Below are 14,791 nucleotides of genomic sequence, written 5' to 3' on the forward strand. Positions count from 1 at the left end.
GCTGGCGCCCCGCCGCCGCTTCAGTGGTTGGGTGACGGAAGCCGTTCCAGCCCGCTGCCGTCCAGCACCTCGACCCAGGGGAATAGCGGGCCTGGGTCGAGCTTGCGCGGCACTTCCAGCGACGGATCGTTGCTGGCGGGCAGCCGGGCCGTATCCAGGTCCTCATGGCCGGCGATCAGGTGCAGCAGGGGGTAGTCCTGCCTCAGCCGGGCCAGCAGCGCCCGCAGGGCCGCGACTCGGCCGGGGTGTACGGCTCGGTCATGGTCTGGCGGCGCGAATCCCACCAGTCCGGGTACCGGCCCAGGTTCACCAGCTCAATGCCGATGGAGTTGGGGTTGTGGCCGCGTACGTGGTTGGCCACCCGGTTGCCGGGCACGTATTGGTAGATGCTGCCGTCACGGTCGATATAGAAGTGCCCGCTGGCGCCTGCACCACTCTCGTAGAGCGCCCGCTCGCCGTACTCGCGGGCGGTGGCCAGATCAGGCAGCTCGGTGCAGTGGATCACCACCATTTCCACCGCACTGGCGGGGCGCTCGGGCAGCAGGGAAACGTAGGGCAGGGGCTGGTCGACGATGTTTACAGGCATACCGGCCAGTCTATCCGCCGTCTCCCGGGACGTCGCCTGTTACGATGCGCGCCCATATAGACGCTGTTTCGGAGACCGCGATGCGCGGCCAGATCATTCTTTCGCATGGCTCGGACTCCGGTCCGGATGCCACCAAGGTCAGCGTGCTGGCTGCTTTCGCCGAGTCGCTGGGTTGGAAAACCCAGCGCCCGGACTACCGTACCGACGACCTGCAGGGTTTTGCCGGCTCGATCGATCCGCGCATCAAGCGGCTGGTCGCCGCCATCGATACGCTGGATGCCCCGCCGGTGCTGGTCGGCTCCAGCATGGGTTCCTTCGTGTCCGGGCTGGCCTCGTTGCAGCGCCCGGTGGCAGGCCTGTTCCTGCTGGCCACGCCCAGAGAGATCCCCAGTTACCGGCAGGCTTTCGATGTCGCCGATGGCGTTCCCACACTGCTTTATCACGGCTGGCGCGATGACGTGTGCCATCCGGAAGGGATGATCGACTTCGCCGGCCGCCGCCGTCTGCCGCTGATCGTGGTCGACGATGACCACCGATTGGTCGACAGCGTCGATCGTATCGTCGAGCAGTTCGGCCTGTTCCTCGCTGGGTTGCCGACATGAGCGCATTCTTCGCCACCTGCCCCAAGGGGTTGGAATACCTGCTACGCGACGAACTGGCGGCGCTGGGGGCCGACGACGTCCGCGAGGCGCTGGCCGGCGTGCATTTTTCCGGCACGCTGGAAACCGCCTACCGCGCTTGCCTGTGGTCGCGTCTGGCCAGTCGCGTACTGATGCCGTTGGCTGAGTTCGATGCCGCCACGGACGACGCGCTTTACGGTGGCGTGCAGTCCATCGATTGGTCAAAGCACCTGGGCCCACGCGCCACACTGGCGGTGGATGCCAACTCGGCGCAAAGCAAACTCACGCACAGCCAGTTCATCGCCCAGCGCGTGAAGGATGCTGTGGTCGACCAGTTCCGCCAGCGCGACGGCTCCCGTCCGGACGTGGACACCGACGAGCCGGACGTGCGCATCAACCTGCGCCTGCGCCGCGATAGGGCCACGCTGTCGATCGACTTGGCCGGCGCACCGCTGCATCGTCGCGGTTGGCGAGAGCAGCAGGGCGAAGCACCGCTGAAGGAAAATCTCGCCGCCGCCATGTTGTTGCGTGCTCGCTGGCCGGAGATCTATGCCGAGGGCGGGGCACTGCTCGACCCCATGTGCGGTTCCGGCACGCTGTTGGTCGAAGGCGCGTGGATGGCCGCGGATGTCGCGCCCGGCCTGCATCGCGAGTACTACGGATTCTTGGGCTGGGCGCAGCACGACATCGCACTGTGGCGCGGCCTGCTGGACGAGGCGCGGCAGCGTGCCGATACCGGCCTGCGCGCTCTGCGTGCGTGTTTCTTCGGTAGCGACGCTGACCCGCGCATGGTGCAGACCGCCAAGCGCAACGCTCAGGAGGCTGGCGTCGCTGGGTTCCTGACGCTGGACAAGCATGACGTCACGCATGTATCGCCGCCACCGGGTTACAGCCGTGGCTTGGTGATTACCAACCCTCCGTATGGCGAGCGCCTTGGCGACCGTGGCGAGATGCCCCGTCTGTATCGGGCTATCGGCGAAACCCTGCGCGAACGCTTCGCCGGTTGGCGCGCGGCCGTGCTGGCGGGCGATGCCGAGCTGGGACATGCCATCCCGCTGCGCGCGGAGAAGAAGTACGCGCTTTACAACGGTGCATTGGAAACCGTGCTGCTGATCTTCGAGCTTCACGCGCGCAGTGAAACGCCGCGCGAGGTGAAGCCGCTCTCCGAGGGCGCGCAGATGCTGCGCAACCGCATGGAGAAGAACCTGCGCCACTTGCGCAAGCGGCTGGAGCGCGAAGGCATCCATTGCTGGCGTGCCTACGACCAGGACATGCCGGAGTACGCGGCGGCCGTCGATGTCTACGGCGACGAGAATGATTCGTTGTGGCTGCACATCCAGGAATACCGCGCACCGGCCGAGATTCCGGTGGAGACGGCACGCCAACGCCTGCGCGAGATCGTGCGCGTGGCCGGTGAAGTGCTGGGCGTGTCGCGCGACCGCATCGCGCTGAAGACGCGTGAGCGTGGCAAGGGTGGCTCCAAGTACGGCCAGTTCGACCAGCGCGGCGAGTTCGTCGAGGTGGCGGAGGCTGGCCTGCGCTTCCTGGTCAATCTGACCGACTACTTGGATACCGGCCTGTTCATCGACCATCGCCTGGTTCGCGGCAAGTTGCGCGAACTGGCCACGGGGCGGCGCTTCCTGAACCTGTTTGCCTATACCGCCACGGCCAGCGTCTACGCGGCGGCGGGCGGCGCGCGCGACACCACCAGCGTGGACCTGTCGGCCACCTACCTGGACTGGGCATCGCGCAATCTTGCGCTCAACGGTTTCTCCGGTAGCAAGCATCGCCTGATGCAGGCGGACGCCATGACTTTCTTGCGGCAGGAGCGCGATCGCTACGGGGTGATCTACGTCGATCCACCGACCTTTTCAAACTCCAAGCGGGCGGAGGATTTCGACGTCCAGCGCGACCATGTCCAACTGTTGTTGGCCTGTGCCGACTGTCTCACGAGCGATGGTGTCATCGTGTTCTCGAACAACTTCCGGCGCTTCAAGCTGAACCATGAAGCACTGGCGGAACGGTTCGTCGTCGAGGACTGGAGTGCGCCCAGCATCCCGTTCGATTTCACCCGTCGAGGGGACATTCACGGCTGCTGGCTCCTGCGTCTGCACCCGAAAGAAACGAGTGAGGAATCCCCCCTGGGGCGGCACTGTGAGCCACGTCCGGAACCAAAGCAGGCGTTAAGCATTTTCACTCTTTCTACTCAGTCCGGATTCAGCGCGAAAGTTCGAGCATTGATCCCGGCAAAGAGCGATAGAGGGCAACGTCAAATCCCTCTATCGGAATCAAGCCTCCCTTGGGAGACAGACTCATGAACAAGACCAAGACCTCCATCGTCAAGCGCGTTGCCCTGGCGTCTGCCATGCTGATCGGCTGTGTAGCCGTCGCACCGGCCTTCGCTGGACACGTGAGCTTGAATATCGGCGTAGGTCTGCCGGTGGTGGGCGGTTATTACGCGCCGGCCCCGGTTGTCTACGCACCGCCGCCGCCGGTTTATTACGCACCGGCTCCGGTCTATTACGCACCGGCCCCGGTGGTGTACCCGGCAGCCGTGGGCGCCACGGTCGTGGTGGGTGGCCGTCCGGGCTACTACCACCGCGGTGGCTACTACTATCGCGGCGGTTACCGTTACTACGGTCACTAAGCACGCGACCGTTGGTGCAGTTGCGACAAAGCCCGGCCCAGCGCCGGGCTTTGTTTTTGCGTGATTCACGATGCGGCGCAGCAGAAATAGGCTGACTGCTGTCAGCCATTCGCCATCTTCGCATCACACCTTTTGAACAGCTCCTCCGGCATGGTGCGCGGCATGTTACGGCGCACGACTCTTGGTATGAGGCATCACGAACGAATCGGCCCGGCCGACCATGTAACCGCACTCCGGAGGCGGCGATGACGTTGGCGCCATCGGCCATGCAAGCCGAAGCGCTGATGCTGCGATTCCGGAGGATCCGCTCCCGCAGCATGGCCTTGTGCGCATCGCTGACGCCGGAAGACATGATGGTGCAATCGATGCCGGACGCCAGTCCGACAAAGTGGCATCTCGCGCACACCACCTGGTTCTTCGAACGGTTCGTGCTGGAGCGCGATGCCGGTTACCGGTCGCCTCATCCGGACTGGAATTACCTGTTCAACTCCTACTACCAGGCTGTCGGTCCGATGCATGCGCGACCGCGCCGCGGGTTGCTCTCGCGCCCTGGCATTGCGCAGGTCCGCGACTATCGAGAGAAGGTAGACGAGGCCGTGTGCGAGTGGCTGTCGCGCGGCGTCGATGCCACCACGGCAGACATTATTGGGCTGGGCTTGGAGCACGAGCAGCAACACCAAGAACTGTTGCTCACTGACATCAAGCATGCGTTCTTCTGCAATCCCTTGCTGCCTGCCTACACGGCGCCGCATGCGTCGTCATCAGTGGCGTCGTCGGTGCGGATGGAGTTCATCGCCGGGCGCGAAGGCATCGTCGACATGGGGCATTCGGGGGGGCGATTTCGCGTTCGACAACGAATCGCCGCGCCATCGCGCGCTGTTGCAGCCGCATGCATTGGCCAACCGGCTGGTGACCAACGCTGAGTTCGCCGAGTTCATCCGCGATGGCGGGTACCGCGAGCCGTCGCTGTGGCTGTCCGAGGGCTGGGATACGGTGTGCCGCGAGCAATGGCAGCGACCGTTCTACTGGCAGGAAGATCTTTCAAGCGAATTTACCTTGGCTGGCGTGAGGCCGATCGATCCCGATGCGCCCGTCAGTCACGTCAGCTATTTCGAGGCCGATGCCTTCGCCCGCTGGGCCGGCGCAAGGCTGCCTACGGAAGCGGAATGGGAAAGCGCCGCCAGCGCGTTGCCGGTACAAGGCAACCTGCTCGACACGATGAGCTTCCACCCGCAGGCGGCGACGGCTGGCGAAGGCATGCTGCAGATGTTCGGCGATGTGTGGGAATGGACCGCGTCGCCCTACGTCAGCTACCCAGGTTTTCGGCCGTTGGCCGGTGCACTGGGCGAATACAACGGCAAGTTCATGTGCGGTCAGTGGGTGTTGCGCGGCGGTTCCTGCGCGACGCCGCGCGAGCACATGCGTGCCACCTACCGGAATTTCTTTCCTCCCCATGCGCGTTGGCAGTTCATGGGGATCCGCCTGGGGCAGGACCGATGAGTGTGCAAGCTTTCGATATCCGCGACGACGACCGCCGCCCACCCGTCGACGATCTGCTCGGCATCGTGCAGCGCGGGCTGCGCGCACGTCCCAAGCGGTTGCCGTCGTGGCTGTTCTATGACGAGCGCGGCTCGCAACTGTTTGAGGACATTTGCGAGCAGCCCGAGTATTACCTGACGCGTTGCGAAATCGCTTTGATGGATGCGCACTCGGGTCACATTGCCGACGTGCTGGGTGAAGACGTGCGTCTGGTCGAGTACGGCAGCGGCAATGCCATCAAGACGCGCATGTTGCTCGAACATTTGCACGCACCCGTGTCGTACGTGCCGGTGGAGATTTCCCACGAGCCGCTACGCAATAGCACGCAGGTATTGAACGAGCGTTTTCCCGCCGTACCTGTGCAGGCATTGCATGCGGACTTCACGCGCCCGCTGCGTCTGCCGATTCCGCCGCGTGCACCGCGTCGCACGGTGATCTACTTTCCAGGCTCCACCATTGGCAACTTTGAAGCGCGAGACGCCGCCGAGTTGCTGCGCAAGATGCGCAACGAAATGGGTGATAACGGCGGCATCCTTATTGGTGCTGACCTCAAGAAGGACACGGCCGTCATCGAGGCGGCATACAACGACAAGGCAGGCGTGACCGCCCAGTTCACACTCAACATGCTGGCGCGCCTGAACCGCGAGATCGGCAGCGATTTCGATCTGTCCAGCTTCGGGCACCGCGCGCACTACAACGCCATGGCAGGGCGTATCGAGACCTTCCTGGTCAGTACGCGCGATCAGAAGGTGCGCGTTGGCAAGCAGCAAGTGAACTTTGGAGCGGAAGAAGCGATGCAGGTGGAGTACAGCTGCAAGTATTCGCCGGAGGATTTCGCTGTGCTTGCCGCCAAGGCCGGGCTGGCCATTGCGCAGGGATGGACCGATCCGCAAGGCATGTTTGCCGTGTACTACCTCGTCCGGGCCACCGCACGCGTAGCCTGACGTCGTTGACCGCGCTCCAGCAGGAGCGCGGCCAAGGCCCGGTTGCTAAGGGCTGAACACCAGCACCAGGAACACCACGAATAGCGACAGGTGCACCGCGCCTTCGAGCATCGTGGTACGCCATCCCGAGAAAGTCAGCGTGCTCAGCACCAGCGTAGAGGTGAGCAGCACGATGCTGGCCGCTGGCAGGCCCAGCACCACGGGTTTGCCGGTGAACAGGCCGATGGCTAGCACCGCTGGCACGGTGAGGCCCACGGTCGACGCAGCGCCGCCCAGACACAGGTTGATCGCGCGGGTGAGCTGGTCGCGACGGATGGCGATCAGCGCCGAGATGCCTTCCGGCGTGAACACCAGCATGGCGATGATGATGCCGCCCAGCGAGTGCGGGGCGCCTGTCGCGGCGATGCCGTAGTCGAGCACCTTGGCGAGGCTCTTGGACAGAATCACGATCGGCAGGATATTGACGATCAGCAGCACCAGGTGGAACGCCATTTCGCCCTTGCGCGGACGGCGCGGCGGCGGCGGCGGTTCCTCCGGCACATTCGCGTCGGTATCCGAGCGCGGCGCCAGGAAGTAACCCTTGTGGCGTCCCGTCTGTAGCCATAGGAACAGGCCGTACAAGCCGATGGTGAGGATGGAGAACGCCACTGCCTGCACCGGGGTCAGCGAGCCGTCATTGGTTGACGTGGTGAAATTGGGCAACACCAGTGCGATGGTGGCAAGCGGGATGATGACTGCCAGGAACGCTGACGCGCCATGCAGGTTGTAGGCCTGCTCGTGATGGCGGATGCCGCCGGTCAGCAGGCCCAGCCCCACCACGCCGTTCAGCACGATCATCAGCACGGCGAACATGGTGTCGCGGGCCAGCGTGGCCGTATCTCCCGCACCCAGCATCACTGCGGAAATCAGCACGACCTCGATCAGCACGATCGATAGCGTGAGCACCAGCGTTCCTACCGGCTCGCCCAGCAAGCTGGCGAGTTCCTCCGCTTCGTGAACCACACCGAACGAGCCCCAGACGATCACGAAGAACAGCCACCCGAATAGCGATAGGCCGATCTCGTGGCGACTCAGGTGTTGCATCCAGTCCGAACCGAACACAAGGAACAGTGCCACTGTGATCCAGGCGGCTGCGGGTCGTATCAGCATCTTCGGATTGAACATCGGCTGCCCTTCAGGGCGCGGTGAGTCGAGGGTCATAGGTGCTCCGGCTCAGGGTGTATCTGTCATCGGCGTGCCGCCCCATTCGATGGGGTCGACGTCGGCGATGGATTGGGAGAACTTCCAACGGTGGCCGCCGATGTCCTCCAGGGAATACTGGCGTTCACCATAAGGGTAGTCGGTTGGCGCATTCAGCACACGCGCGCCTGCTGCGCTGGCGTGCGCGTGATGCCGGTCGACGTCGGTGACGTGCACCATCACGGCGTGAGCATGGTCGATAGCTTGTGCATCGTCAGGGAGTTCGGTGACCACGATGGAGCAGCCTTCGCAGGTCAGTTGTACGCGATGATCGGCGATGCGCAATCGCTCGCGGAAGCCGAGTACGCGGCAGAGCCAGGCCGCAGCTTCGAGGACGTCAGGGTAGGCGAGCTCGGGGATGATGATGCCGGGTGGCATGGAGCGGTTGGTGATCATGCGGGGCTGGTTGAGTGGTGGTGGCGTGGCGGTGACGATGCTCCATGAGGCGTGCTTGGTGGGTGATCTTGTGGCGAGGGTTCTTTGCTGGTTGTCTTAGTCGCTGATGCTGCGCGCTTTTCTCCCTCTCCCCGAGGGGGAGAGGGAGCGATCGCCGCACTCGCGCCACCCCAACGAATCAACCGTTCGGCACCACCGGCAAACTGATAGAGCTAGCCGTCCCCTGCGTATGCCACACCCGCTGCGTAGCCTTCTGGTAATCGGAAGGCTTGGCTTCGAAGATATTTGGCACGAAGGTTTGCGGGTTGCGGTCGTACAGCGGAAACAGGCTGGACTGGACCTGCACCATGATGCGGTGGCCCGGCTGGAACACATGATTGGTCGTGGGCAGGCCGAAGGCGTACAGCAGCGGCTGGTCGGGTGTGAGCGCCTGCGGGTGTTCGAAGCTGGTGCGGTAGCGGCCGCGGAAAATGTCCAGCGACACGGCCAGTTCATAGCCGCCCATTTCCGGGTTGGACGGCACCGTATCCGGATACACGTCGATCAGCTTCACCACCCAGTCGCTGTCGCTGCCGCTGGTGGATGCGTACAGGTTCACCTGCGGTGCGCCGCCGATATGCATCGGTGCGGTAAGCGGTTCGCTCACGTAGGTGAGCACGTCGGGGCGGCCATCCACGAAACGCTGATCGTTGACCAGCCAACGGGTCCACGCGTCGTGATCGGCAAAATGCACCGGACGCGGCTGATAGGGCACGGGCTTGGCTGGATCGGAGACGTATTCGTCGTACTTGGCGGCGTCGGTGGTGGGGGCATTGAACGAGAGCGAACCATGGGCGCCGAGGTACAGCGCCTTGGGTTTGTTGGTGCAACCCTTGTCGCAGCTGAGCGGCCACGACTTGTAGCGGTCCCAATGGTTTTCGCCGGTGTTGTAGATCAGCACCGGAGGCGTGTTCGCCTTGGGCGCGCCAGCCACCAGATACTGGTCGAAGAACGGCTTGAGCACGTCGCGACGGAACTGCAGCGCGGTGTCGCCATCCCACTGCAGCGGTCCCAGCGAACGCCCGTCGTAGTTCACCTGACTGTGGCGCCACGGGCCCATCACGAGGAAGTTCTTGTCGTTGCCCTTGTCCTTGGGTTCTGTCGCCTCGTAGCTGTGGATGGCACCCCACATGTCTTCCTGATCCCACAGGCCCTGCAGCCACATGGTGGGCACGGTCAGCGGTTGTTGCGCCATCACCTTGTCCAGCGCCTGGTTTTGCCAGAACGCATCGTAGGACGGGTGTTCGTCGATTTTGTGCCAGAAGGCCAACTGCTCGAAGCCATGCGCACGGGCGTAGTCGCCGGCGGAGCCAGCCTGGAGGAAGTTGCTGTAGTCGTCGTAACCTACGCGTGGCACGCCACCCTTGCGGCCGCTCTTTTCGGCCGTCTGGCCGTAGATGTAGTCGAAGTTGGTCTGGCGGAACGCGCCGTAATGGAACCAGTCGTCGCCCATCCAGCCGTCGATCATTGGGCTTTCCGGCGCGGCTACTTTGAGCGCCGGGTGCGGATGGACCAGTGCCATCACCACGGTGAACCCTTCATACGAGGAACCGAGCATGCCCACGCGGCCGTTCGATTCGGGCAGGTTCTTCACCAGCCAGTCGATGGTGTCGTAGGCATCGGTGGAGTGGTCTACCTCACTGGAATTGAGCGGGCCGCGCAGCGGGCGCGTCATCACGTAATCGCCTTCGGAGTCGTACTTGCCGCGTACATCCTGGAACACGCGGATATAGCCGCTATGCACGAACACCTCGTCGCCCTGCGGCAAGGTGGCGTCCATATGGGGCGACATATAGCGTTCGGCGCGGCCGCTGGCGTCATAGGGCGTGCGGGTAAGCAGGATGGGTGCGTTATGCGCGCTCTTGGGGACGACGATCACCGTATGCAGTTTCACGCCGTCGCGCATCGGGATCATCACCTCGCGCTTCACGTAGTCGTAGCCAGCGGTGTCGTCCACAAAGGCCTTCTGCGGAATATCGGCCGTGAGCGGCGCCGTCTGCGCGTGGACCAGGGCGCCGGCAAAGGCGGTGAGCGTGGCGATGGCGAGCAGGGTACGGCGGATATGCATGAATCCTCCAGGCGGACGGTCGCGCATCGGCGGTCCGGTGAACAAGGTGGAAGGGTGGTTCTGGAGTGACTGTAAGCGAGCTGTCATCTCCCTCCCACCATGACTTTCTGCCTATACGGTCACGCGGGCCGCTTCGCGCCGATTGCGCAAGAATGGGAACGTCGCCGCCGTCTGCGCCCGCCACACTGGCGACTACCTCACCGGAGCGCCCGGCCATGAAAGCCAACACGCGAGAGGACTACCTGCAACGCATCGACCGCGTGGTCGCCGTTCTGCAGGCCGCCGTGGAGCAGGGCGATGAACTACCGGAATTGGCGCGGCTGGCCAGTGTGGCGCATCTGTCGCCGTTCCATTTCCATCGCATCTATCGGGCATTGTCTGGCGAAACCGTGGGCCAGACGGTAGCGCGCCTGCGTTTGTTGCGTGCGCTGCAGCTGCTGGCCGAGCCCTCGGAACGGGTCACGGAGACGGCCCTCGCCGTGGGTTACGAAACCCCGCAGGCCTTCGCCCGCGCGTTCCGCCAGGCCTTCGATGCCTCGCCCAGCGAGTTGCGCGGGCAGGTGGAACGACTGCGCGAGGCAATGCAGCGGCTGCGCTTGCCGCCCGTGGTCGTTGCCGAGCCGGCTCTGCGAGTGGAAGTGGTTTCAGTGGAGCCATTCCGGGTGGTGGCCACGCGTTACGTCGGCGATCATCGCGACCTGGATCAGGCGTATGGACGTCTGTTCGCATGGGCGGCGGACCACGCGTTGTTGGAGCGTATGACCGGCATCTATGGCGTCCCGCATGACGGTGATCACGATGCCGTGCCTGATCACGGAGCATTCGACTGCGCGCTCGCGTTTGATGGCGGCGATGTGGCGACCGACGACGTAACCTATCCGATCCGCCTTGGCGGTGGCCAATGGGCACGCTGGCGCCACAAGGGCCCCTATGATCATCTTGGCGCGCTCACTGACCAACTCATCGCCGGCTGGCTTCCGGGTAGCGGATATGTCCTGCGGGACGAGGCTCCCTTCCGGCATTTCCTGGACGATCCGGAAAACGTGCCCGCGGCACTTCTGCGCGCGGACGTCTATCTGCCCGTGGCGCCCAGTTGATTCAATGGGATCACGCGCCTTGTTCGGCCCACGGGTCGTAGCTGCCGAACGACCATAGATGGCCTTCCAGGTCGCGGCAGCTGTAGCCCGCACCGCCGTAGTCCTTCTCGGCGTAGTCGTTCACTATCACGGCGCCGGCGGCCTTGGCCTGCTCGTAGTGGGCCTTGCAGTCTTTGACGACGACATACGGGCACTGCGTTTCGCGTCCGTCGGTCTGGTCAGGCTGGATGATGCGCAGGCCGAATTCGTCGTCCCTGACCGACCCCAGCATCAGCATGCCCGTGCCATGGATGAGCTGTGCATGGGCCACACCGCCTTGGTCGTCGTCGTAGACCGCGTGCTTGGTGAAACCGAACGCCTTGCACAGCCATTCGATGGCAGCGTGGGCATCGCGATAGCGCAGGCCGGGAATGACGGTGCTGCCAGAAATTCGAGAGGTGCTCATGGGCCGGACTCCGTGGATGGGATGGCTCCAGCGTAGCCACTCTGGCGCCGTTGTCTTGTGGATTTTCGAAGTCGAGGGACAGGGGCGCAGGCTGCCGGACTATCACAAGGGATTCACCGCTCCCGATGCCATGCTTCCGACCTCTCGTCGCATCTATTTCCCTCTCCCTGGAGTCAAGGCATGAGCAAGATTCGTGTGGCCGTTCTGGTCGGCAGCCTGCGCAAGGATTCCTTCAATCGCCACCTCGCCCGCGCCGTGGAGCGGCTGGCCCCAGCGGATTTCAGCTTCGACCATGTGCGCATCGATAACCTGCCCCTGTACGACCAGGATTTCGATGCCCATTACCCGGCGGAATGCCAGCGGATCAAGGACGAGGTCGCCGGCGCAGACGCGCTGCTGTTCGTGACGCCCGAATACAACCGCTCGATCCCCGGCGTACTGAAGAATGCCATCGACATCGCCTCGCGCCCCTGGGGAACCAACTCGTTCGCGGGCAAGCCGGGCGGGGTGATCGGCGTTTCCGTGGGCGCCACGGGCACCGCGCTGGCGCAGCAGCATCTGCGTAACGTGCTTTCCTACCTCGACGTAGCCACGCTGCCGCAGCCGGAAGTATTCATCCAGAACAAGGAAGGACTGTTCGGCGCGGATGGTCACATCGGCAACGAAGGCACGCAGCAATTCCTGCAGAGCTTCGTGGATCGCTATGTGGCCTGGGTGAAGCTGTACTTGCAGCGCTGAGCTGCATCCCCGACATGGGCGCACCTGCGCGCTCATGTCGGGGATGGTTGATCCTCAGGCCTCGGTGGCTGTTGCCCCGGAGCCGCAGAGTTTCTCCAGCAACTGCACCTGCACGTTGCGCGGCGTTTGATTGGTGCCAGGCCTGATGCGCGAGTAACGGCCGTCGGCGTTCAGCAGCCATGCGCTGGAGTTGTCGGATAGGTACAACTCCAGCTCCTTCTTGAGCCGGCTTTGCAGCTTCTTGCCTTCCACCGGGAAGCCGGTTTCCACACGGCGATCCAGGTTGCGCTCCATCAGGTCTGCGCTGGCGAGATAGAACTGCTCTTCGCCATTGTTGAGGAACCAGTACACGCGGCTGTGCTCCAGGAAGCGGCCGACGATGGAGCGCACGCGGATATTGTGCGACACCCCCGGCACGCCCGGACGCAGGCAACACATGCCGCGCACGATCAGGTCCACCTTCACGCCAGCCATGCTGGCCTTGTAGAGCGCGCGGATCATCTTGGCGTCGGTGATTGCATTGGCCTTGATGATGATCTGCGCGGGCTTGCCAGCGGTGGCAAGTGCCGTCTCGCGGTTGATCATTTCCAACAGCGTCTTCTTCAGCGTAAAGGGCGCATGCAGCAGTCGTTTCATCTGTAGCAGCTTGCCCATGCCGGTGAGCTGGCTGAAAAGCTTGTGCACGTCCTCGCACAGCGCAAGGTCGGAGGTGAGCAGGCTGTAGTCCGTGTAAAGACGCGCATTGCCGGTGTGATAGTTGCCCGTACCCAGGTGCGCGTAACGCACCAGCTCTTCGCCTTCGCGACGCTGGATGAGCATGAGCTTGGCGTGCGTCTTCACGCCCACCACGCCGTAGATAACCATGGCGCCGGCCTGCTGCAGGCGCGAGGCAAGCGTGAGGTTGGATTCCTCATCGAAGCGGGCGCGTAGCTCGATAACAACGGTGACTTCCTTGCCCGCGCGCGCGGCGTCAACCAGCGCATCGACAATTTCGGAGTTGGCACCGCTGCGATAGAGCGTCTGCTTGATCGCTAGCACGTTCGGATCTTTCGCGGCCTGGTGCAGCAGGTCCACCACCGGCGCGAACGACTCGTAGGGATGCAGCAGCAGCACGTCTTGGCGGCCGATCACCTGGAACAGGTCCTCGGCCTTCTTGAGCGCCTTGGGAATGGATGGCGTGAACGGCGGGTACTGCAGTTCGGGGCGAAGGGTCTTGGTGATCAGGCCGAACAGGCGGGCCAGGTTCACCGGGCCGTTTACTTCGTACATCTCGGCGGCGGTCAAGCCGAACTGGCGCAACAGGTAGCCGGTGAGTTCCGGCGGGCAGTTGTCAGCCACTTCCAGGCGCACTGCGTCGCCGAAGCGGCGCGAATACAACTCGCCGCGCAGCGCACGCGCCAGATCCTCGACGTCTTCCGGGTCGATGGTGAGGTCGGCGTTACGGGTCAGGCGGAACTGGTAACAGCCGCGCACGGACATGCCGGGGAACAGTTCCTCCGCATGCGCGTGGATGATCGAAGACAGCAGCACAAAGTTCTCGCCGCCTTCGCACACGTCGTCCGGCAGGCGGATCAAACGCGGCAGCACGCGCGGTGCTGGCACGATGGCCAGACCTGAGTCGCGGCCGAATGCGTCGGTGCCTTCCAACTGCACGATAAAGTTGAGGCTCTTGTTGACCAGCAGCGGGAAGGGATGCGTGGGGTCCAGGCCGATCGGTGTTACCAGCGGTGCCACTTCATGGCGGAAATAGCGGCGCACCCACAGCTTCTGTTTGTGCGACCACTCGTTGCGACGAACGATGCGGATGCCGCGTTGCGCCAGCTCCGGCAGGATCTTGTCGTTGAGGATGGCGTACTGGCGTTCGATCTGCTTGTGCGTGATCTCGCTGATCTCGGCGAGCGCCTTGCGCGGCGTTACGCCGTCGGAGCCGACGATTTCATGGTCGAACGCGATCTGGCTTTTCAGGCCCGCCACGCGGATCTCGAAGAACTCGTCCAGGTTGCTGGAGAAGATCAGCAGGAACTTGAGGCGCTCCAGGATCGGCTTGCTTTCATCCAGTGCCTGTTCGAGCACCCGGATGTTGAATTGCAACTGCGAGAGTTCGCGGTTGATGTAGAGCGAGGGGTCGTTGAGGTCCGGCGCCGGGCTGGCGGGCGGGGCTTCGGGCGGCGCAGGGCGCACGACTTCGGCGGCCACGGTGTCGTGCTCGGGGCTGGTACGGACGACATCGGTACTCATCGGTTCACCGTCTGGCAGGCGGACGCGGCAGGGCCGCGTGGTCCGCAAAGGAACATAGTACGGCTCCGATAACTACCGGGCCATGGCAGCGCAGCACAGAGGTCGCACTGTCACGTCTCCGACATATTGCACATCGCAGCTGACGTGACCATGACAGTGCATGCACGTGCGTCACGAGGCTGTGAGTTGGTGCAT

11 protein-coding genes and 2 pseudogenes are annotated in these 14,791 nt (G+C 63.7%); 7 read left to right on the top strand and 6 right to left on the bottom strand.

Going from position 1 to position 14,791, the window contains the following annotated elements:
* Positions 1 to 20: 20 nt before the first annotated feature.
* Positions 21 to 586 (bottom strand): annotated as a pseudogene (locus DYST_RS23185) (N-acetylmuramoyl-L-alanine amidase).
* A gap of 80 nt (positions 587 to 666) precedes the next feature.
* Here DYST_RS23185 and DYST_RS23190 point away from each other — a divergent pair.
* The 5 genes and pseudogenes from DYST_RS23190 (at position 667) to egtD (ending at position 6,336) form a co-directional block, all read left to right on the top strand.
* Positions 667 to 1,188, top strand: coding sequence for an alpha/beta hydrolase (locus DYST_RS23190; protein ID WP_102304980.1), 522 nt, complete (start codon positions 667 to 669; stop codon positions 1,186 to 1,188).
* The gene (gene rlmKL, locus DYST_RS23195; protein WP_239948842.1) at positions 1,185 to 3,524 is read left to right on the top strand and encodes a bifunctional 23S rRNA (guanine(2069)-N(7))-methyltransferase RlmK/23S rRNA (guanine(2445)-N(2))-methyltransferase RlmL; all 2,340 of its coding nucleotides are present in this window, start codon (positions 1,185 to 1,187) and stop codon (positions 3,522 to 3,524) included. The genes DYST_RS23190 and rlmKL overlap by 4 nt, the downstream gene beginning before the upstream one ends.
* Positions 3,521 to 3,853: a hypothetical protein gene (locus tag DYST_RS23200; protein ID WP_199045950.1), complete on the top strand. Its 333-nt coding sequence runs from the start codon at positions 3,521 to 3,523 to the stop codon at positions 3,851 to 3,853. Before rlmKL ends, DYST_RS23200 begins: the two co-directional genes overlap by 4 nt.
* A 245-nt stretch (positions 3,854 to 4,098) precedes the next feature.
* Positions 4,099 to 5,353, top strand: a pseudogene (gene egtB, locus DYST_RS23205) (ergothioneine biosynthesis protein EgtB).
* A complete protein-coding gene (gene egtD / locus DYST_RS23210) occupies positions 5,350 to 6,336 on the top strand; it encodes an L-histidine N(alpha)-methyltransferase (RefSeq protein WP_102304984.1) in 987 nt (328 codons plus the stop codon). The pseudogene egtB and the gene egtD overlap by 4 nt, the downstream one beginning before the upstream one ends.
* A gap of 45 nt (positions 6,337 to 6,381) precedes the next feature.
* Here the strand turns inward: egtD and DYST_RS23215 are convergent, their stop codons facing one another.
* The 3 genes from DYST_RS23215 to DYST_RS23225 all read right to left on the bottom strand — a co-directional run bounded on the left by DYST_RS23215 (position 6,382) and on the right by DYST_RS23225 (position 10,078).
* Entirely contained in the window at positions 6,382 to 7,536 is a 1,155-nt protein-coding gene (locus tag DYST_RS23215) for a calcium:proton antiporter (RefSeq protein ID WP_102304985.1), read from the bottom strand.
* 12 nt (positions 7,537 to 7,548) lie between these two features.
* Entirely contained in the window at positions 7,549 to 7,971 is a 423-nt protein-coding gene (locus DYST_RS23220) for a VOC family protein (protein WP_239948844.1), read from the bottom strand.
* Between the two features lie 178 nt (positions 7,972 to 8,149).
* The gene (locus DYST_RS23225; RefSeq protein ID WP_239948846.1) at positions 8,150 to 10,078 is read right to left on the bottom strand and encodes a CocE/NonD family hydrolase; all 1,929 of its coding nucleotides are present in this window, start codon (positions 10,076 to 10,078) and stop codon (positions 8,150 to 8,152) included.
* A 215-nt stretch (positions 10,079 to 10,293) separates the two neighbouring features.
* On the opposite strand from DYST_RS23225, the gene DYST_RS23230 reads away from it, so the two are divergent.
* A complete protein-coding gene (locus DYST_RS23230; RefSeq protein ID WP_239948847.1) occupies positions 10,294 to 11,175 on the top strand; it encodes an AraC family transcriptional regulator in 882 nt (293 codons plus the stop codon).
* A 10-nt stretch (positions 11,176 to 11,185) separates the two neighbouring features.
* On the opposite strand, the gene DYST_RS23235 is transcribed toward DYST_RS23230, so the two are convergent.
* A complete protein-coding gene (locus DYST_RS23235) occupies positions 11,186 to 11,620 on the bottom strand; it encodes a VOC family protein (protein ID WP_239948849.1) in 435 nt (144 codons plus the stop codon).
* 180 nt (positions 11,621 to 11,800) lie between these two features.
* On the opposite strand from DYST_RS23235, the gene DYST_RS23240 reads away from it, so the two are divergent.
* On the top strand, positions 11,801 to 12,358 hold the full coding sequence (locus DYST_RS23240) for an NADPH-dependent FMN reductase (protein ID WP_102304991.1): 558 nt from the start codon (positions 11,801 to 11,803) through the stop codon (positions 12,356 to 12,358).
* A 54-nt stretch (positions 12,359 to 12,412) separates the two neighbouring features.
* Here DYST_RS23240 and ppk1 read toward each other — a convergent pair whose 3' ends face one another.
* Positions 12,413 to 14,596 carry a polyphosphate kinase 1 gene (ppk1, locus tag DYST_RS23245; protein WP_239948851.1) on the bottom strand — a complete coding sequence of 728 codons (2,184 nt, stop codon included), beginning with the start codon at positions 14,594 to 14,596 and terminating at the stop codon, positions 12,413 to 12,415.
* Positions 14,597 to 14,791: the final 195 nt, after the last annotated feature.

This window comes from Dyella terrae (assembly GCF_022394535.1).
Lineage (GTDB): Bacteria > Pseudomonadota > Gammaproteobacteria > Xanthomonadales > Rhodanobacteraceae > Dyella.